19 protein-coding genes are annotated in these 20072 nt (G+C 67.3%); 6 read left to right on the top strand and 13 right to left on the bottom strand.

What is annotated here, in order from left to right:
* Positions 1–48: 48 nt before the first annotated feature.
* From AC2IR1_RS17535 to coxB, 10 genes are all read right to left on the bottom strand, one after another.
* Positions 49–867, bottom strand: a complete 819-nt coding sequence (locus tag AC2IR1_RS17535; protein WP_486473257.1) for an MBL fold metallo-hydrolase — start codon at positions 865–867, stop codon at positions 49–51.
* A 544-nt stretch (positions 868–1411) separates the two neighbouring features.
* Complete coding sequence (locus tag AC2IR1_RS17540) at positions 1412–1996, bottom strand: GNAT family N-acetyltransferase (protein WP_486473258.1); 585 nt, start codon at positions 1994–1996, stop codon at positions 1412–1414.
* Positions 1996–3258 carry a M16 family metallopeptidase gene (locus AC2IR1_RS17545; RefSeq protein WP_486473259.1) on the bottom strand — a complete coding sequence of 421 codons (1263 nt, stop codon included), beginning with the start codon at positions 3256–3258 and terminating at the stop codon, positions 1996–1998. The genes AC2IR1_RS17540 and AC2IR1_RS17545 overlap by 1 nt, the downstream gene beginning before the upstream one ends.
* Positions 3255–4643: a threonine synthase gene (gene thrC / locus AC2IR1_RS17550; protein WP_486473260.1), complete on the bottom strand. Its 1389-nt coding sequence runs from the start codon at positions 4641–4643 to the stop codon at positions 3255–3257. The genes AC2IR1_RS17545 and thrC overlap by 4 nt, the downstream gene beginning before the upstream one ends.
* Complete coding sequence (locus AC2IR1_RS17555; protein WP_486473261.1) at positions 4640–5488, bottom strand: SURF1 family protein; 849 nt, start codon at positions 5486–5488, stop codon at positions 4640–4642. The genes thrC and AC2IR1_RS17555 overlap by 4 nt, the downstream gene beginning before the upstream one ends.
* Before the next feature lie 290 nt (positions 5489–5778).
* On the bottom strand, positions 5779–6579 hold the full coding sequence (locus tag AC2IR1_RS17560) for a cytochrome c oxidase subunit 3 (RefSeq protein ID WP_486473262.1): 801 nt from the start codon (positions 6577–6579) through the stop codon (positions 5779–5781).
* 46 nt (positions 6580–6625) lie between these two features.
* Positions 6626–7210: a cytochrome c oxidase assembly protein gene (locus AC2IR1_RS17565; protein WP_486473263.1), complete on the bottom strand. Its 585-nt coding sequence runs from the start codon at positions 7208–7210 to the stop codon at positions 6626–6628.
* Between the two features lies 1 nt (position 7211).
* A complete protein-coding gene (locus AC2IR1_RS17570) occupies positions 7212–7487 on the bottom strand; it encodes a hypothetical protein (RefSeq protein ID WP_486473264.1) in 276 nt (91 codons plus the stop codon).
* Positions 7488–7490: 3 nt separating this feature from the next.
* On the bottom strand, positions 7491–8429 hold the full coding sequence (gene cyoE, locus AC2IR1_RS17575) for a heme o synthase (RefSeq protein WP_486473265.1): 939 nt from the start codon (positions 8427–8429) through the stop codon (positions 7491–7493).
* A gap of 367 nt (positions 8430–8796) precedes the next feature.
* Positions 8797–9642: a cytochrome c oxidase subunit II gene (coxB, locus tag AC2IR1_RS17580; RefSeq protein WP_486476434.1), complete on the bottom strand. Its 846-nt coding sequence runs from the start codon at positions 9640–9642 to the stop codon at positions 8797–8799.
* Between the two features lie 301 nt (positions 9643–9943).
* Here coxB and tldD point away from each other — a divergent pair, with 301 nt between their 5' ends.
* Positions 9944–11377 (top strand): metalloprotease TldD, encoded by a 1434-nt coding sequence (gene tldD / locus AC2IR1_RS17585; RefSeq protein ID WP_486473266.1) that lies wholly within the window; start codon positions 9944–9946, stop codon positions 11375–11377.
* 144 nt (positions 11378–11521) lie between these two features.
* On the opposite strand, the gene AC2IR1_RS17590 is transcribed toward tldD, so the two are convergent.
* Together AC2IR1_RS17590 and AC2IR1_RS17595 are read right to left on the bottom strand one after the other, a co-directional pair.
* Complete coding sequence (locus tag AC2IR1_RS17590; RefSeq protein ID WP_486473267.1) at positions 11522–11815, bottom strand: Dabb family protein; 294 nt, start codon at positions 11813–11815, stop codon at positions 11522–11524.
* A 118-nt stretch (positions 11816–11933) separates the two neighbouring features.
* Positions 11934–12305, bottom strand: a complete 372-nt coding sequence (locus AC2IR1_RS17595) for a cupin domain-containing protein (protein WP_486473268.1) — start codon at positions 12303–12305, stop codon at positions 11934–11936.
* Between the two features lie 307 nt (positions 12306–12612).
* Between AC2IR1_RS17595 and dprA the strand changes: the two genes are divergently transcribed.
* From dprA to AC2IR1_RS17620, 5 genes are all read left to right on the top strand, one after another.
* The gene (gene dprA / locus AC2IR1_RS17600) at positions 12613–13764 is read left to right on the top strand and encodes a DNA-processing protein DprA (protein WP_486473269.1); all 1152 of its coding nucleotides are present in this window, start codon (positions 12613–12615) and stop codon (positions 13762–13764) included.
* 156 nt (positions 13765–13920) lie between these two features.
* Positions 13921–16599: a type I DNA topoisomerase gene (topA, locus tag AC2IR1_RS17605; protein WP_486473270.1), complete on the top strand. Its 2679-nt coding sequence runs from the start codon at positions 13921–13923 to the stop codon at positions 16597–16599.
* A 124-nt stretch (positions 16600–16723) separates the two neighbouring features.
* A complete protein-coding gene (locus tag AC2IR1_RS17610; RefSeq protein WP_486473271.1) occupies positions 16724–17314 on the top strand; it encodes a L,D-transpeptidase in 591 nt (196 codons plus the stop codon).
* Between the two features lie 257 nt (positions 17315–17571).
* Entirely contained in the window at positions 17572–18276 is a 705-nt protein-coding gene (locus AC2IR1_RS17615) for a CoA transferase subunit A (protein WP_486473272.1), read from the top strand.
* Entirely contained in the window at positions 18276–18899 is a 624-nt protein-coding gene (locus AC2IR1_RS17620) for a CoA transferase subunit B (protein WP_486473273.1), read from the top strand. The genes AC2IR1_RS17615 and AC2IR1_RS17620 overlap by 1 nt, the downstream gene beginning before the upstream one ends.
* A gap of 92 nt (positions 18900–18991) precedes the next feature.
* On the opposite strand, the gene AC2IR1_RS17625 is transcribed toward AC2IR1_RS17620, so the two are convergent.
* Positions 18992–19828, bottom strand: coding sequence for a lytic transglycosylase domain-containing protein (locus tag AC2IR1_RS17625; protein ID WP_486473274.1), 837 nt, complete (start codon positions 19826–19828; stop codon positions 18992–18994).
* Positions 19829–20072 lie beyond the last annotated feature (244 nt).

Genomic DNA, 20072 nt, shown 5'->3' on the forward strand with positions numbered 1-20072 from the left:
CACCGCCGGCGCCAAACGGCCCCCGTGAGGGTCCGAAGACCCGCCCCGTCACTGCGCCGGATCGCTCAGCGGCCGGGGGCGCAGAACCACCACCGTGGGCCGCTCCGGCAGGTCCCTCAGCGACAGCTCCAGGCTGCTTTCCTCCCGTACCTCGATGGCGAAACTGCCCTGCACCCGGTTCAGGAACAGCTCCAGGCTCGCCCCGGAAAACCAGTGCATCGGCAGCACGACGGAGCTCTTCATCCGCTCCACCACCCGGCTCATGCTCTCCAGGTCCAGCGTCATGCCCCCGTCCACCGGCACCATGACCACGTCCATCCGGCCGATCGCGGCATATTGCTGGTCGTTGGGTTCGTGGTGCAGGTGGCCAAGGTGGCCGATGCACAGGCCCGCGACCTCGAAGATGAAGATCGAATTGCCGTTCTCCTCCACCGTGCCGCGCGACCGGATGTCGGTGGAGACATTGCGGATCAGCATGTCCCCCACCTCCAGCGCGTGATCGGCGGGCATGCCGAAGGTCTCAGACCAGCCCCGCAGCACATGGGGGATCTCCGGGTCGGGGAAGGCGGTGAAATGGCTGGAATGGGCGTGGTTCATGGTGACCACGTCGGGGATGTAGTCGGCGCTGCCGATCCAGCCGGGGTAGTCGGTGACGGCGCCCACGCCGCCGGGCGACTGGATCAGGAAGGCCGAATGGGTCAGGTAGCTGATCCGCACGGTGTAATCGGGCAGCGGATCGCGGAAGCTGGCCAGCTGGACATAGCCCACCCCCGGCGTGTCCCGGGCAATGGCGATGCAATGGCTGACCGGCACCTGCGCCGCGACCGGCGCGGGCGTCGCAAGCAAGACCGGAAGCAGCAGGGGCAATACCGCCGGCACCACCCACGCGACCAGCCGCGCCGGCAACCGGCCATCCCCCAGGCCATTCCCTCGGCCATCCCCCGGGGCAAACGCCTGCCCGAAACGGCAGACAGGGGGCTCATCTCCCGGGTGCGAAGCGTGGCGGCGGGACAGTCTGACAGGCATCATCGGCAGTTCCTCCTGCCCCAGCCTATCACGGGTCCCCCCGCGCCCCGCCCTCACGCCCGCGTGAAACCCTCCCGAAGCGCACCGACCTGCCCCATCTGCCACCCAACGGCCCAAATTCCCGCCAAACCGAAGCCGCCGCGCGCCCCGCCCCTCCCATTTTTTGGCCAAAAATATCCTGGGGGGAGTCTCCGAAGGAGGCGGGGGGCAAAGCCCCCCTCTTCTTCTCATTGACGCCTCCGGCCTCGGGCGGGCAAAGCCCCCCTCTTCCCCTTATTGTCGCCCCCAGCATCGGGCCGGAGACAAAGCCGTCTCACCATCCCCGTAGGGCGGGCAAAGCCCGCCGTCCCAACCCCGCACCGTCCCTACCCCGGACCGCCCCCGCCTACCCGGCCTCGGTCTTGCCGCGCCGGTCCATCCGCAGGGAGGCGTAAAGCACATGGGTCCGCCAGCGGCCGTTGATCTGAAGGTAGCTTTGCGCCACGCCCTCGTACTTGAAGCCGCAGCTTTCCAAGAGCTGGCGCGAGGGGGTGTTCTCGGGCAGGCAGGCGGCCTCGATCCGGCTCAGGTCCATGCGGTGGAAGGCATGGTGCACCACGCCCTGGATCGCCTCGCGCATGTAGCCGCGCCGCTGGAAGCGTTCGCCGATCCAGTAGCCCAGCGTGCCCGACAGCGACGGCCCCCGGCGGATGTTGTCCAGCGTGATCGCCCCCAGCAGCGCGCCGTCCTCCCGCCGTTCCAGGAACAGCGGCAGGGCGGTGCCGCCGGTGATCGACCGCTGAACCCAGTAGACCCGGTTGGTGAAACTGCGGCGCGTCAGGTGATCGGCGGACCAGGCCGGCTCCCAGGGGACGAGAAAGCCGCGGCTCTCGTCCCTGAGCGCGGTCCAGGCGTTGAAATCCGCGTGAACCGGCGGGCGCAGGATCATGCGCTCGGTGTCGATCCGGACCTTCCGCCTGGTCCTCAGCATCAGGCGGCGCGGCGCGCCTGCAGGCCTTCGAAGGCCGGCGCCCCCCCGACGGGTCCGTAAAGCGCCAGCGCCATCGGCGCGCGGGCTGCCATGTCCTCTGCGTGGCGGCGCAGGTCGGCGGCGGTGACACCGTCGATCTTCTCCACCATCTCTTCCAGCGCCGGCACCCGGCCCCAGATGTCGATCATCCGCGCCAGCCGTTCGGCCCGGTTGCTGGCGCCTTCCAGCCCCATCAGCAGCCCGGCCTTCATCTGCGCCCGCGCCCTGTCCGTCTCCGCCACGGTCAGCCCCTCGGCCGCGCGCGCCATCTCGTCCAGGATCAGCCCGGTCAGATCCCCCACCTTGTCGGCAGAGGTCCCGGCGTAGATCGTCATCATCCCGCTGTCGGAATAGGCGCCCGCCTGGCTGAAGACCGTGTAGCACAGGCCCCGCTTCTCCCGCAGTTCCTGGAACAGGCGCGAAGACATGCCCCCGCCAAGCGCCCCGGCATAGATCTGCGCCGCATAGGCATCCTCGGACCGGTAATCCGGCCCCTCGAAGCCGAAGGTCACATGGGCCTGCTCCAGCTCCTTCACCCGGCGGATCTCTCCGCCGACGAAGCGCGCGGGCACCAGCGAGGGCTGCCCCCGGGCCACCATGTCGCCAAAGAGCGCCTCTGCCGCCTTCACGATCTCACCGTGGTCGACGGCACCGGCGGCGGAGAGGATCATCTGCCCCGGTCCGTAATGCTCAGACACGAAACCCGACAGGTCCTCTCGGGTGAAGGCGCGGACGCGCTCGGCCGGGCCCAGGATGGTGCGGCCCAGCGGCTGCTCCGGATAGGCCTGCTCCTGCAGCCAGTCGAAGATCACGTCATCGGGGGTGTCCAGCGCCTGGCCGATCTCCGACAGGATCACGCCGCGTTCCAGCTCGATCTCCTTCGGGTCGTAGACGGAGCGGCGCAGGATGTCGGCGATCACCTCCATCGCCAGCGGCACATCGGCCTGCAGGACCCGGGCGTAATAGGCCGTCACCTCGCGAGAGGTATAGGCGTTGATGTAGCCGCCCACGTCCTCGATCACCTCGGCGATGTCCAGCGCGCTGCGCTTGGTCGTCCCCTTGAAGGCCATGTGTTCCAGGAAATGGGCGATGCCGTTCTGTTCGGGGCGTTCATGCCGCCCCCCGGCGCTGACCCAGATCCCGATAGAGGCCGACTGCAGCCCCGGCATGTTCTCGGTAACGACCCGGAAGCCGTTGCCGAGGGTGGTCAGTTCGACGCTCAATGCGCCCTCCTTTCGCGGATCAGCGCCTCGATGGCGTCAAGGTCATCCGCAATGCGTGTCACGCGCTCGTCGCGCTCGAAAAGATCGGCCATGCGCTCGGGCAGGCCCGGTCGGATATGGCTGGCCTGTTCCACCGCGTCGGGGAACTTGGCCGGATGGGCGGTGGCAAGGCTCACCATCGGGGTGGCCGGATCGCGCATCTCGCGCGCGACCTTCACCGCCACGGCGCTGTGCGGGCACAGAAGCTCGCCGGTCAGCGCCTTCATGTCCCTGATCGTCGCCAGGGTCTCTTCCTCGGAACAGCGGCCCGAGGCGAACTGCTCCTGCAGCGCCTGCAGCGCGCCCTGCGGCACGCTGAAACCACCGGCCTTCAGCTCCTCCATCAGCTGGCTGACGGCGGCGCCATCCCGGCCCAGGGCATCGAAAAGCACCCGTTCGAAGTTCGAGGACACCTGGATGTCCATCGACGGGCTGATCGAGGGCACGACGCCATCGGGCGTATAGGCGCCCGTGCTCAGGCAGCGGTGCAGGATGTCGTTCTGGTTGGTCGCGACCACCAGCTTGTCGATGGGCAGGCCCATCTTCTTGGCCACGTAGCCCGCGAAGATATCGCCGAAGTTGCCCGTGGGCACGGTGAAGCTGACCTTGCGGTCGGGCGCGCCCAGGCTGACGGCGGAGGTGAAGTAATAGACCACCTGCGCCAGCACCCGCGCCCAGTTGATCGAGTTCACGCCCGCCAGCCCCACTTCATCGCGGAAGGCGAAGTCGTTGAACATGTCCTTCACGCGGGCCTGGCAGCCGTCGAAATCGCCATCCACGGCCAGCGCATGCACGTTGCTGTCGGCGGGCGTCGTCATCTGGCGGCGCTGCACTTCCGACACGCGGCCATGCGGGTAGAGGATGAAGACATCCACGTTGTCGAGCCCCCGGAAGGCCTCGATCGCGGCGCTGCCGGTATCGCCCGAGGTCGCGCCGACGATGGTGATGCGGCGGCCGTTCTTGGCCAGCGCCGTCTGGAACAGCTGACCGATCAGCTGCATCGCGAAATCCTTGAAGGCCAGGGTGGGGCCGTGGAACAGCTCCAGCAGGAAATGCCCCGGCTCCAGCTGCACCAGCGGCGCGCGGGCGGCATGGCCGAAGCCCTCGTAGGCGCGGGCGATGCAGCCGCGGAACTCGTCTTCGGTGAAGGTGCCACCCAGGAAGGGCCACATGATGCGGAAGGCCGTCTCTTCGTAGGAAAGGCCGTGCAGCGCGCGAATTTCCTCTTCCGACAGGGTCGGAATCTCAGACGGCACGTAAAGGCCGCCGTCGCGGGCCAGGCCGGTCAGCATGGCCTCTTCAAAGCTCAGCTCTGGGGCGGTGCCCCGGGTCGATACGTAGATCACGTCGTCTCGCCTTCGTCCTGTTTCCGCATGCGATAAATCAGATAGGCGGACATGACCAGCCATACCGCGGCCATTGAGAACCAGGTGATGGCATATTCCAGGTGATCGTTGGGGATTCCGGCGGTGCTGACGGGCAGCGGCAGCAGGGCGGCATCCTCACCGGACCCGGCGGGCGCACCGGTCGCGGGGCCCGTTTCCTCCTTCGCCGGTTCAGCCGCGGGATCCCCCGTGCCCATCCCCGTGCCCATCCCCGTGCGCGCGCCCATGCCCGTGCCGGCATCCTGCCCCAGATCCGGCGCCAGATCCTGCCACCCATCGGGCCGCCGCACGATCAGCAGGGGTTCGGTGCCCAGTTCGGCGGCCAGCGCGGGCAGGTCGCGGGCATAGAACAGGCCCTGCGCCATGTCGGGCGCGGGGGTGAAACTGTCGACCTCCTCGGGCCAGGCCAGGTTGCCGGTGATCTCCACCAGGCCCTTGGGCGCGGCGGGCAGCGCATCGGCGCGGTAGATCCGCTGGGGCAGGAAACCGCGTTCGACGATGACGCGCCGGGCGCCGGTGACGAAGGCCTGTTCGATGCGATAGCCCGCACCCTGCCCCTCCATCGCCGATTGCACCCGCACCGGCGTGCCGGTGAAGCGGCCCATCAGGCGCACCGACAGGTAGCGGTCGCGGGTCGGATCGGGGTTTTCCGGCAGGGCCACCGGGGCGGCGGCGATGCGCGTCTCGATCTGGGCCAGCACGCCTTCCTTCCAGTGCAGGCGGCGCAGCTGCCAGCTGCCCAGCGCCAGCAGGATCGCCACCCCGGCGATGCCGATCACCAGCGCCCCGATCAACTTGCCCCGCATGCCTTGCCTCCTTGCACGAACAAGGGCGCGGAACCCCGCGCCCAGTGGTGTCTTGCCTGTCCTGTCCCGCACGGCGGGGTGAACCCCGCCCTACGGATGTGGCGCCTGATCCCTGCTTGCCTGTCCGTCTCGCGTGGCGGGGTGAACCCCGCCCGACGGATGTGGTGCCAGGCCTGCCGCCCTCGCCATCCGTCCCGATCCACCGTGCCCCGTAGGGCGGGGTTCACCCCGCCACCGCCACACGGCCCAAGGCGCCCCGCCATCCGGGCGATGCCCCCCGGGGCTGACGTTCAGCCGCCCCAGATGTAGATCGAGGCAAAGAGGAACAGCCAGACCACGTCGACGAAGTGCCAGTACCAGGCCGCCGCCTCGAAGCCGACGTGGTTTTCCGGGGTGAAATCGCCCACGTTGGCCCGGATCAGGCAGACCGCCAGGAAGATCGTGCCGATGATCACGTGCATCCCGTGGAAGCCCGTCGCCATGAAGAAGTTCGCGCCGTAGATATTGCCGCCGAAGCCGAAGGCGGCGTGGCTGTACTCATAGGCCTGGAACGCGGTGAACAGCACCCCCAGCGCAATGGCGATCAGCAGACCCGCCTTCAGGTCCTTGCGGTTGTTCTCATGCACCAGCGCATGGTGCGCCCAGGTCGCCGCCGCACCCGAGCACAGCAGGATCAGCGTGTTGATCAGCGGCAGGTGCCAGGGGTCGAAGGTCTCGATCCCCGCGGGCGGCCAGACGCCGTCGACCGCCGGGCTTTCGGGCCCCATGGGATAGAGCGCATGCTTGAAGAAGCTCCAGAACCAGGCGGCGAAGAACATCACCTCGGACATGATGAACAGGATGAAGCCGTAGCGCAGGCCGATCCGCACCACCGGGGTGTGATCCCCGGCCTTGTTTTCCAGCACCGTATCGCGCCACCAGCCGAACATGCAGTAAATGATGGCCAGAAAGCCCGCCAGGAACAGCCAGGGCCCCGCGCCGTGCATCCATTTCACCGCCCCGAAGAGCATCACGAAGGTCCCCGCCGCCGCGATGAACGGATACACCGAGGGTTGCAGGATGTGGTAGTCGTGGTTCTTCGCGTGTGCCATCTCTCTCCTCCGTGGCGCAGCCATCTTTCGGGACCCGGCCGGGTCCTCAGTTCACGTCCCTGTTGTCCTGCACCTGCAACGCGGCCTGGTCCTCCGCCGCGTCGCCCTCGGGCAGGTCGATCTCGTAGAAGGTATACCCCAGCGTGATCGTGTGAATGTATTTCGCGTCCCGGTCCTCGACGATGGCCGGATCGACATAGAAGGTCACCGGCATGTCGACGCTCTCCCCGGGGGCAAGCACCTGTTCGGTGAAGCAGAAGCAGTCGATCTTGGTGAAATAGCCGCCCGCCTCGTAGGGGGCGACGTTGTAGCTCGCCTGGCCGGCGATCGGGCGGTCCGTGGGATTGGTCGCGCGGTAGAAGGCCAGCCCGGTCTCCCCGATGCGCAGCTCCACCTCGCGCTGTTCCGGCTTGAACTGCCAGGGCATGTCGCGGTCGGTGGAGGCATCGAAGCGGATCTTGATGGTCCGGTCCAGGATCAGGTCCGATCCCGCCTCGGCCTCCTGCGTCACGCCGCCGAAGCCGGTGACGGCACAGAAATAGTTGTAGGCGGGCACCGCGGCCCAGGCCAGCGCGCCCATGGTGACGATCACGCCGCAGGTCTGCAGAACGGTTCTCGTCTTCGGGTCCATCTCAGCCCCCCGTCGCCACGGGTGGGGCATCGCTGCCCGGCAGATCCTCGGGGAACTGCATGTTCTGCTGCGTGACCTTGGCAAAGGTCAGGGCAAAGACCAGCACCACGAAGGCGCCCAGCACAAGGCCCAGCCCCATGTTCAGCCCGCGCTTGCGCCGATGCACCTCGTGCTCATGCGCCAGCGACCGGCGCGCGGGCGCCGCGTCCTGCGACGGCACCTGCGCGGAGGATGCGGGCGCGGAGGATGCGGGACTGTGGGCGGGCCTGCGGCTCATGCCTTACCAGCCTCCCAGCCCGTAGGGCTTCAGCAGGGCTTCCGCCATGATCGCGGCGAAATGCAGGAAGGTGTAGATCAGCGACAGCTTGAAGAAGCTGCGTTCGACCTTGAAGTTGTCGGCCTCCGACATGACCTCGTCCCGGCGCCAGATGCGCACCGCGCCGATGAAGAACAACACGTTCAGCACCACGGCCACGGCCAGGTAGATCGGCCCCCCGATGGAGGTGAAGGCGGTGCCGATGGCCACGGCGGCCAGCAGGGCGGTATAGACCAGGATGTGACGGCGCGTGGCCGGGCGACCATGTGTCACGGTCAGCATCGGCACGCCCGCGTCGTCGTAGTCGTTGCGCATGAACAGCGCCAGCGCCCAGAAGTGCGGCGGCGTCCACATGAAGACCAGCAGGAACATCAGCACCGATTCGACGCTGACGCCGCCGGTGGCCACGGCCCAGCCGATCATCGGGGGGAAGGCGCCCGCCGCGCCGCCGATGACGATGTTCTGCGGCGTCGAACGCTTCAGCCACATGGTGTAGACCACGGCGTAGAAGAAAATCGTGAAGGCCAGGAACAGGCCGGAGAAGATGTTGGCCGCCAGCGCCAGCATGACGCAGCTGAAGCCCGCCAGCGCCAGGCCCAGCGCCAGCGCCTCGTCCCGGCCGACCCGGCCAGAGGGGATCGGGCGCCCCTTGGTGCGCTTCATCACCGCGTCGATATCGCTGTCGTACCACATGTTCAGCGCGCCGGAGGCGCCGCCGCCCACGGCGATGAACAGGATCGCACAGAAGGCGACGATCGGGTGCACGGGCACCGGGGCCGCCACCAGCCCGACAAGGGCGGTGAAGACGACGAGGGACATGACGCGCGGTTTCAGCAGCGCGACGTAATCGCCGAACTGTGCGTCTCCCTCGTTGACTTGCGTATTGATGCTGGCGTCGGTCATTCGTCTCTTTCTTTCGCAGGGCCCCCGCGGGGGTCAGGTGTCTTGGTCGCGGGCTCGCGCGGGCGCGATCCCATCCTCCCTGATCCTCCCGTCGGGGCGGGGCTCTCCCGGCCCCGGTCCCTTGCTGTCTCGCGGCGCCTTCTGCAGCGCCCTGCGGCCCGCGTCCAGCCCCTTCGCCGTTTCCGCCCTCCGGCAGACCGGCTTCAGCCCGTGATCCGGCCCATGATCTGGCCCATGATCCGGCCCGTCAGCCCGGGCCCTTTTCGGACCCTGCCGAGGGCGCGTCCCTAGCCCGTTCAGGCCTGTCTCGGGCCCGCCTCAGGCGCCGCCGGGGACATATCCCCGGCCCGCTCCCCGGCGCGCGGCCTCAGACCGCCGAAAGCTCACCCAGCGGAACGAATCCGCCGGCCTCTTCGCTGGCGGCGATCCAGGCGTCGTAGGTTTCCTGGCTGACGACCTTCACCGTGATGGGCATGTAGGCGTGATCCTTGCCGCACAATTCCGAACACTGGCCGAAGTAGATACCTTCTTTTTCAGGCTTGAACCAGAGCTGCGCGAAACGGCCCGGCACGGCGTCCTGCTTCACCCCGAAGGCGGGCACGGTCCAGCTGTGGATCACGTCGGCGCCGGTCACGGTCATGACCACGGTCTTGCCCACCGGCACGATGACGGCGGTATCGGTGGCCAGCAGGTATTCGTCGTCGTTGTAGCCATAGGAGGCCAGCTCCTCCCGCGGCAGAAGGAAGCCCTCGTACTCCAGCCCCTCGGCATCGGCGTATTCGTAGCCCCAGTACCACTGGTAGCCGGTCACCTTGATGTGAATGTCGCCCTCGGGGATGACCTGCTGCTTGAACAGCGTCGGCAGGCTGAAGGCGCCGATGAACATCAGGATCAGGATCGGCACGATGGTCCAGACGATTTCCAGCGGCGAGTTGTGGGTGAAGGTCGCCGGGGTCGGGTTGGACTTGCGGTTGAACCGGAAGATCACGGTCAGCAGCAGCGCCACCACCAGGATCACGATGGGCACGATGATCCACATCAGCATGCCTTCCAGCCACTGCAGATCCCGCGCCAGCTCCGTCGCCGCGAACTGGAAGCCGGTGCCCCCCGCCTGCGGCTTGCCGATCGTCTCAAGCTCCTGCGCGGTGGCAGGCAGGGCCGCACCCAGGATGGCGGCGACGGTCGCAAGACCGGCTGTCCCAGGACCCGTCATCGGGCCCGGCAGAATTCTCATCAGTCGCATCGGTTCCTCCACGAGTGCGGCTAATCGCACGTGATCGTCGGCCTCCTCCCCACCCGGCCTCCCAACCGGGCAGGAACGCCCGATGTCCACGGCGCTCCCATTGTTTGTCTCAACCAGAAATCATATTCTTGCCTTCACGACAATAATCGCAGCTGCGGCAAAGGGACACTTTTTTGATCCAGATCAAGAAAACATGTCGCAGGTGCAACGCCCCGGCGCCCTGCCGCCCCCGGCGCAGCCCGTCCCGCCCCATTCGCTGAAAGGCCCGCTCATGACCGCAACCGCCCCGGAAAGCCCCTTCCGCCCGTTCGAGACCCTGCTGGACGAAGACCGCGCCCTCGCCCTCCTGCGCGAAGCCGTGGCCGGCGCCGATGACGGGGAGCTCTACCTGGAGCGTCGCCGGTCCGAGATGCTGCAGTTCGACGATGGCCGCATCCGCAACGCCGCCTATGACGCCTCCGAAGGCTTCGGCCTGCGCGCCGTGCGCGGAGAGGTGGCGGGCTATGCCCATGCGACCGAGATTTCCGAACATGCGCTCAAACGGGCCGTGTCCACCGCGCGGCTGGCCGTGGGCGATGGCGGGGGCACCATGGCGCCCCCGCCGCGGGCCACCAACCGCCACCTCTACGCCGACCTCGACCCGATCGCGGGCCATTCCTTCCCGGTGAAGGTCGACACCCTGCGGGAGATCGACGCCTTCGCCCGCGACCTCGACCCCCGCGTCGTCCAGGTCTCCGCCACCATCGCCGCCTCCTGCCAGGAGGTCTTCATCCTGCGTCCCGAAGGGCACATGGTCTCCGACATCCGGCCGATGACCCGCGTCAACGTCTCCGTCATCGTGGAGGACAAGGGCCAGCGCCAGACAGGCACCGCCGGCGGCGGTGGCCGCATCGCCCTGGACGGGCTGATCGCGAAGGAAGACTGGCAGGCCAAGGTCCGCGAGGCGCTGCGCATCGCGCTGGTGAACCTCGAAGCCATCCCCGCCCCCGCCGGCCAGATGGACGTTGTCCTAGGCTCCGGCTGGTGCGGCGTCATGCTGCACGAGGCCGTGGGCCATGGCCTCGAAGGCGATTTCAACCGCAAGGGCGCCTCGGCCTTCTCCGGCCGGATCGGCGAACAGGTCGCGGCGCGCGGGGTGACCGTGCTGGATGACGGCACCATCCCCGACCGGCGCGGCTCCCTCACCGTGGATGACGAGGGCACGCCCTCGGGCAAGAACGTCCTGATCGAGGACGGCATCCTTGTGGGCTACATGCAGGACCGCCAGAACGCCCGCCTGATGGGGGTCGAACCCACCGGCAACGGGCGGCGCGAAAGCTATGCCCACGCGCCGATGCCGCGCATGACCAACACCTACATGCTGGGCGGTGAGGCCACCCCCGAAGAGGTCGTGGGCGAGATGAAGGACGGCATCCACGCCGTCGGCTTCTCCGGCGGCCAGGTCGACATCACCAACGGCCAGTTCGTCTTCAACTGCACCGAGGCCTACCTGGTGAAGAACGGCCAGCGCGTCGCGCCGGTGAAGGGCGCCACGCTGATCGGCTCCGGCCCGGCGGCGATGAAGCAGATCAAGGCGCTCGGCAATGACCTGGCGCTGGATCCGGGCATGGGCAACTGCGGCAAGGCGGGCCAGTGGGTGCCCGTGGGCGTGGGCCAGCCGACCGTGCTGATCGGCGGGCTGACCGTGGGCGGCTCGGCGACCTGATCCGGGGTACCTGTTTCAGGTCACCTGTTTCTGGCCATCCCCTCAAACAACAAAGGCGCGCGCCCCCGGCACGCGCCTTTTTCGTTGCACCGACTTCCTTGGGCCGGCCCCATTCCCTAGGCTGGCCCCATTATTCCAGCCGTTTCAGAAATCGGCGGCGATGCGCATCTCCCGGCGCGGCTTCACCAGGTCGATCGACTGCTGGTAGAGCGGATGCGCCTTGTAGGCGGCCAGGGCCTCGGCGCTCTCGAACTCTCCGTAGACGACGAAATCCACCTCCCCCGACCAGCTGTCGACGCGGCGGTTCTCCACCACCTCCAGCAGGCTGGCGTGGGGGTTCCGCTTCAGGATCGAAAGCCCCTCCAGCACCGCCTGCCGCTCCTCGGGCGACTTCGCGCTGAAGAAGACGACGTGTCGGATGAAACTGCGCTCTGCCATGGGGCCTCCGCGATGCTGCCTGATCCCCGTTCCGGGGCCGTCGCCCCGTCCTGCCCTCCGCCAGCGGGGACTGCAACCCTTGCGCCCTCACTCAGACGCCGGGCCTCATCCGCCCGCCTCAGACGCTCGACTTCAGCGCATAGCGGTCCGCCTCGGCAAAGACGTCGATCACCCGGGTGCCCGCCTTGATCTGCGCGCCGTGCATCACGCCCTCGCCGATGTCGTAGGTGTCGCCCGGGCCGCAGACCCGCGTTTCCCCGCCGATGGTAAAGGTGATCTGCCCGGCCACCACAGTGCCCCACTGCGGGCCATGGGCATGGGGCGGAAGCTCCATGTCCTTCAGGAAGGTGAAGAACACCACCAGCCCCTCGGGCGACTGCACCGCCCGGGTCTGCACCACGTCTTCGGCGAAAGGCACGTCCAGCGCCGGAAGCCCCATGATGAACTCCGGAAAGGTCTCCCCGGCAAATGCGCTCCCGTGATCGGTCATCCCCTGCTCCCGCTCTATCCTGCCGTCGGTCCGGCGGGGCCAACCTGCACCCTGCCCGCCCGAATGGAAAGCGCCCTGCTGCGGGCCGGTCCCTGCCGCCGTAGGGGGCCGCGGCGAATCTCCCGTTCCTGCAACGGCCGATCCGTTAACTCTGCCGCACCGTCGCAATACCGATGAAATACCGACGTGATACCGACGTACCGAACGCTGAATTCGCAGGCAGCGTTAACCAGACCACCGTTCCACCCTTCACGCTTAATTAACCAGCCGTCCGCTAAACACGATTCTGCAAGCAGGCGGAGTCACGATGGTCGTGGACAAGAAGTCTTCCACTCACCCCCCACTCCCACCCACCACGGAAGATGAGCGTCTGTCGTGGCTTCGTCTCTTGCGCTCTCGCCGCGTCGGCCCCGGCACCTTCTGGCGCCTCATGGATGAACACGGCAGCGCCGCCGCGGCCCTTGCCGCCCTGCCGGAACTGGCCCGGTCTTCCGGCGTCCGATCCTACGAAGCCTTCCCGAAACACCTTGCAGAACAGGAACTTGCACGCGGCGACGCTGCGGGCGCACGGCTGGTGACGGCCCGCGACCCCGACTATCCCGCGGCCCTGAAGGATCTGCCCGATCCGCCGCCGCTGCTCTGGCTGCTGGGCCGGGCCGACCTGCTTTCGCGCCCCTGCATCGCGCTCGTCGGCTCGCGGGAGGCCTCCTCCCTCGGCCTGCGCATGGCGCGCACCCTGGCTTCGGATCTGGGGCGCACGGGGCGTGTCGTGGTCTCCGGCCTGGCGCGCGGAATTGACGCGGCCGCCCATCAGTCGGCCCTGCCCCATGGCACGATTGCCGTCATGCCGGGCGGTGCGGATGTTGCTTACCCCAATGAAAACAGAGGCTTGCATGATCAGATCCGCGCCGAAGGCCTGCTCCTGTCGGAACAGCCGCCGGGGCTTGCACCCCTCGCCCGGCACTTTCCGCTGCGCAACAGGCTCGTCTCCGGCCTCTCCCGCGCCGTCGTCATCGTAGAGGCAGAAGCCAAGTCCGGCACGCTGATCACCGCCCGCCACGCGCTCGACCAGGGGCGCGACGTCCTGGCGGTGCCCGGCCATCCTCTCGACCCGCGCTCGGCGGGGTGCAACATGTTGCTGCGCGATGGTGCGCCGCTGGTCCGCAACGCCCGCGACATCCTCGAAGCCCTTGGGGAACCCACTGAAATCCCGCCGAAAATCACCGAACTGGCGGAGCCTCCGGCGCCCGCGCCCACGCCGCCGCCCAATCCCCTGCGCACCGCCGCGCGGTTGCACCGGCGGATCCTGGACCGGCTCGGCGGCAACCCCGTCGCCGAAGAGGATCTGCTGCGCGATCTCAAGGCGCCCTCGCGGCAGGTCAGCCCGGCGTTGACCGACCTCGAACTCGACGGCCGGATCGAACGCCGCCCGGGCGGCATGATCCGCCGCGCGCGCTGATCACCGATGCCGCAATGCAGCACAGACGGGCCCCGCGCCCGGCTGGAGTTTGGCCAAGGTCTGGAACGCCTCCATTGACATTGCCCCCATGCAGCCCACATGTTCCGCCGCCAAGGCGCGATTTCCGAGTCGAGCCGCCCAGCGAAAGGAACCCACATGCCCGTCGTCGTTGTCGAGTCCCCGGCCAAGGCCAAGACAATCAACAAGTATTTGGGTTCCGACTACACCGTTCTCGCCTCCTACGGGCACGTTCGCGACCTGCCGCCGAAGGATGGTTCGGTCGATCCCGAGCATGAATTCGACATGAAGTGGGAGGTGGCCAGCGACAGCAAGAAGCATGTGAAGGCCATCGCGGACGCCCTGAAGGACGACAACGCCCTGATCCTCGCGACCGACCCCGATCGCGAAGGCGAAGCGATTTCCTGGCACCTGGAAGAGGCCCTGCGCAACCGCAAGGCCCTGAAGAAGGACACGCCCGTCAGCCGCGTGGTCTTCAACGCCATCACCAAGTCCGCGGTGACCGAGGCGATGAAGAACCCCCGCCAGGTGGATGAAGACCTGGTGCATGCCTACCTCGCCCGCCGCGCGCTGGACTACCTGGTGGGCTTCAACCTTTCCCCCGTCCTGTGGCGCAAGCTGCCCGGCGCCAAGTCCGCCGGCCGCGTGCAATCGGTCTGCCTGCGCCTCATCGTCGAGCGGGAGATGGAGATCGAGGCCTTCAAGGCCCGTGAATACTGGTCGGTGAAGGCGATCCTGCAGACCCCGCGCGGCCAGGAATACGAGGCCCGGCTGACGGTTCTGGCCGGTGACAAGCTCGACAAGTTCTCGATCGAGAACCAGACGCAGGCCGAAATGGCCGTGCAGGCCATCACCTCCCGCGCGCTGACGGTCCAGTCGGTGGAGGCCAAGCCTGCCTCCCGCAACCCGTCCCCGCCCTTCATGACCTCGACCCTGCAACAGGAAGCCAGCCGGAAGTTCGGCATGGGCGCCCGGCAGACCATGAACGCGGCGCAGCGCCTTTACGAGGCCGGCCACATCACCTACATGCGGACCGACGGCATCGACATGGCGCCCGAGGCCGTGACCGCCTGCCGCGACGCCATCGGCGACCGCTTCGGCAAGGAATACGTCCCTGCGTCCCCAAGGGTTTACAAGAACAAGGCGAAGAACGCCCAGGAAGCCCACGAATGTATCCGCCCCACCGACATGACCGCGGATGCCGAAAGCCTGCGCCTGTCGGAACCCGATCAACGCAAGCTCTACGATCTGATCTGGAAGCGGACGCTGGCCTGCCAGATGGAAGGCGCCCGGATGGAACGGACCACCGTGGACGTGGGCTCCGAAGACCGCCAGGTCGTGCTGCGCGCCACCGGCCAGGTGGTGCTTTTCGATGGTTTCATGCGGGTCTACGAAGAGGGCCGCGACGATGTCGTGGATGACGACGACAAGCGTCTGCCGCAGATCCACCAGGGCGAAACGGCCGAGAAGAAGGGCATCACGCCCGAACAGCACTTCACCCAGCCGCCGCCCCGCTACACCGAAGCCACGCTGGTCAAGCGCATGGAAGAACTGGGCATCGGCCGCCCGTCCACCTATGCCTCCATCGTGACGACGATCCAGGATCGCGGCTACGTGGTGAAGGACAAGAACCGCCTGATTCCCGAAGACAAGGGGCGTCTGGTGATCGCCTTCCTGTCCAACTACTTCAAGAAATACGTCGAATACGATTTCACCGCCGACCTCGAGGAAGAGCTCGATGACGTCTCGGCGGGGGATCGCGATTACAAGGACGTGCTGGCGCGTTTCTGGCGCGACTTCTCGGCGGCCATCTCCGAAACCTCCGAGCTGCGCATCACCGACGTGCTCGACAAGATCAACGAGGTGCTGGAACCGCATCTCTTCCCCCCGACCGAGGACGGCTCGGACCCGCGGCTTTGCCCCAACTGCGGCAAGGGTCGCCTGTCGATGCGCACCGCGCGCTCCGGCGGCGCCTTCATCGGCTGCTCCGAATATCCCGAATGCCGCTATACCCGCCCCTTCGGCCCGCCCAACCCCGAGGCAGAGGCCAGCGCGATCCCGCCCGAAGGCAAGCTGCTGGGCGAAGACGACGGCGACAAGATCTACGTCATGAAGGGCCGCTTCGGCCCCTACTGCCAGCGAGGCGAGGTGACGGAAGACAACAAGAAGCCGCCGCGCCAGTCGGTGCCGAAGGAATGGGCGCCCGAGGATCTGACCCTGGAAGAGGCGGTGAAGCTGCTGTCCCTGCCGCGCCTCATCGGCCCGCATCCCGAGGACGGGGTGAACGTCTGGGCCAATATCGGGCGCTACGGGCCCTACCTGAAGCACGCCGAAAGCACCTCTGACCGGGGCGGCACCAACGCCAACCTGGAAAGCCTGGACGAGGTCTGGACCGTGGGCATGAACCGCGCGGTGCAGCTGCTGGCCGAGAAGGTCGCGGCCCGCAAGGGGCGCAACACCGCCAAGGTGCTGAAGGAGCTGGGCGAACATCCCGAGGTCGGCGGCCCCGTGCAGCTGATGGAAGGGCGCTATGGCCCCTACGTGAAGTGGGAAAAGATCAACGCGACCCTGGCCGATGCGGATGATCCCGACAGCCTGACGATGGAACGCGCGGTGGAACTGATCGCCGAACGCGCCGCCAAGTCGGGCAAGAAGATCGCCAAGAAGAAGGCTTCCGCCAAGAAGGCAGCGGCGAAAAAGGCACCGGCCAAGAAAACCGCGGCGAAGACGACCACCGCGAAAAAGCCCGCCGCAAAGCAGACCGCCGCAAAGAAGACCACGGCCAAGGCCTCCTCTGACGAAGAGACCTCTGACTGATCGCGCCGGGCGCGCGGCACACCGCTCAGATGGCGGCCGATCACCTGCGGTAAACCGCAAGTGATTGGCCCCATGGCCCCGGGCACTGCAGGTTGCAGTCAATCTGCACAGCAAGGAGCCAATCATGACACCTCGACTGACCCGGCGCCGCCTTCTGACGACTGGCGCGGCGGCGACGCTGATCCCCGCCACCGCCCATGCGCAGGAGGTTTCGGCCCCGACGGCGAACGGCTATGTCCCCGCCGAACCTCTGCCCGCGACGCGCCGCAATGCCTCCAGCTTCGTCAGCCAGCGCTGGCAGGACCACTTCGATGAGCTGACGGATGTCGCCATCGTCTGCGATATCTCCTCGCGCGCGCTGCACTACTGGAAGGCCGACGGCACCTACCGGATCTTCCCCACCTCCGTTCCCCGTACGGAGGAACTGACCCGGCGCGGCTACACCCGCATCGTGCGCAAGAAGGAAGGCCCGGACTGGACCCCGACCGCCAGCCAGAAGGAACGTTTCGGCTGGGAATACATCCCCCCCGGCCCCGACAATCCCATGGGCGCCTACGCCATGTACCTCAGCTGGCCCGCCTATGCGATCCACGGCAACTACGACACCCGCAAGGTCGGGCGGCAAAGCTCTGACGGCTGCATCGGCCTCTACAACTCCGCGATCGAGGAGCTTTTCGGCATGACCCCGGTGAACACCCCCGTGCGCGTGATCTGATCACCCGGTCTGGTCCGGTCATGGCGGCCCTCAGGCGCTGCCTCTGGTCCCTGTCCCCGTATCCGCCTCTGGTTCCTGTTTCCAGTTCCCGGCCGGCCGCGCGCTCCTTGCCGCGCAACTGGCCAGGCAAAGAGGCAAATACGGGGCCAGTTACGGGGGTAGGCCAGGGGTAGTGAAAACCCGTATAGCCCCCCTTCCGTTTGACAGGGCCCTTCCCCGGCGGCATGACAGAGGCATCTGGTCTGAGGAGGATTTCGATGAAGAAAGTGTATGGCTCGGCCGCGGAGGCGCTGGATGGGCTGCTCTTCGATGGCATGTTGATTGCCGCGGGCGGCTTCGGCCTTTGCGGTATTCCGGAGATGCTGCTGGAAGCGATCAAGCAGGCCGGCACGAAGGATCTGACCTTCGCCTCCAACAACGCGGGCGTGGACGACTTCGGCATCGGGATCCTGCTGCAGACCAAGCAGGTGAAGAAGATGATCTCCTCCTACGTGGGGGAGAATGCGGAATTCATGCGCCAGTACCTGAGCGGAGAGCTGGAGCTGGAATTCAACCCGCAGGGCACCCTGGCCGAGCGTATGCGCGCCGGCGGCTGCGGCATCCCCGGTTTCTATACCAAGACCGGCGTCGGCACCCAGATCGCCGAGGGCAAGGAACACAAGGACTTCAAGGGCGAAACCTACATCATGGAAGAAGGCATCTTCGCCGATCTTTCCATCGTGAAGGCCTGGAAGGCGGACACCACCGGCAACGCGATCTTCCGCAAGACCGCGCGCAACTTCAACCCGCCCGCCGCCATGTGCGGCAAGACCTGCGTGATGGAGGTCGAGGAGATCGTCGAACCCGGCGAACTGGACCCCGACGCCATCCACCTGCCCGGCATCTACGTGCACCGCATCATCAAGGGCGACCACGAGAAGCGGATCGAGAAAGTCACCACGCGCAGCCGGGAGGAGGCATGATGCCCTGGGATCGTAATCAGATGGCGGCCCGCGCCGCGCAGGAGCTTGAAGACGGCATGTACGTGAACCTCGGCATCGGGATCCCGACGCTGGTGGCGAACTACGTGGGCGACAAGGACATCACCCTGCAGTCGGAAAACGGCATGCTGGGCATGGGCCCCTTCCCCTACGAGGGTGAAGAGGATCCCGACCTGATCAACGCCGGCAAGCAGACGATCACCGAACTGCCCCGCACGTCGTATTTCGACAGCGCCACCTCCTTCGGCATGATCCGGGGCGGCAAGATCGCCGCGGCGATCCTGGGCGCCATGGAAGTGGACGAAAAGGGCGACCTGGCGAACTGGATGATCCCGGGCAAGCTGGTCAAGGGCATGGGCGGCGCCATGGACCTTGTGGCGGGCGTCGGCCGCGTCATCGTGGTCATGGACCATGCCAACAAGCACGGGCAGTCCAAGGTGCTGAAGGAATGCACCCTGCCGCTGACCGGCGCGGGCGTGGTCGACCTGATCATCACCAACCTTGGCGTGCTGGAAGTGGTCGAAGGCGGTCTGAAGATCGTCGAACTGGCCGATGGCGTGACCGAGGAAGAGCTGCGCGCGGCGACCGAGGCGACCATCGTCTGACACCGCCCCCAACAGGTGAAGAAAGGCCCGGGCGCGCGCTCCGGGCCTTTTGCATGTGTCCTGCGGCGCCTCCGGCCCGGGGTCCCCTGGCCTCAGTCCGGCAGGCGGAAGACACATCCGTCGGAAATCAGCTCCGGCGGGGTGATGCACAGGCCCCGCGCCACGGCGAAGGCCGCCAGGACCTTGGGCACGTAGTCCCGCGTCTCGGCAAAACCGGGCACCCCGTCGTGCAGCTCCAGCTGGGTTTCCCCGGCGTTGTACCCCGCAAGCACCAGGATCGGATCCCCGGCATAGGCCGCCATCAGGTCATCGAGAAAGGCAATGCCGCCCCGGATGCTCTGATCCGCATCGAAGGGATCGGAGACGCCGTAGCGGGCCGCCGTCGCGGGCATCAGCTGCATCAGGCCCTGGGCGCCTGCCTTGCTCTGCGCCGCTGTCTGCCCGGCCGATTCCACCGCGATGACCGCAAGGGCCAGGGCGGGCGAGACCTGGGTGCCCGCGCTGTACATCAGCAGCGGCACCATATCCTCCCGCGCGATCGCCATCAGGTCGGCCAGGCGGGGGGCCGGAACCTCCTGCCCCTCGGGCGCCTGGGACAGCGCCCGCAGTGCCGGCTCCAGCCGCCCCGGCCCCGTGTCCGCCTTCAGCGGAGAGATCGCCTCCCAGAACCACGCGTAGCGCCCCGGAGAGGTCCCCTGCGCTCCAACCTGACCTGCCACCTGATCCGACGGCGTCACGGGGGCTGCCGTGCCGCCGCCCGTCGCCTGTTGGTCCTGCGGGGTGATCTGCACCGTGATGCGCTTCCGGGTGTCCGCGGTTGGCGGGCGGACCGTCTTGAAGGTGAAATCCGGGAAGGGCTGCGGATCCGCCGCGAGGGCCGGGGCGCCCGCAAGCGACAGCAGCGTCAGCGCAAGGGCCCCCGCAGGCACAGGCTGGCCCCGCCACCTGCGGAATCGACCGCACCCCTGCGGCCGGGCAATCGTTATACCCGATACTTTTTCGCCGGGAATTGGCAGATTCACCCCCCCAAAGGCCGCATCCGGGGGCCCGAATTGGGCCGCCCGAGCAGGCAAAAACCCCCTCACCAAGCGGAAAACGCGGGCCGCGAACTTTTTATATCCCTTTATTTCCAACAGGATAAACCATGCCCCCGGGCAATCATGAACAAACTCT

It is taken from the genome of Pseudooceanicola sp. NS-SX8 (assembly GCF_057380755.1).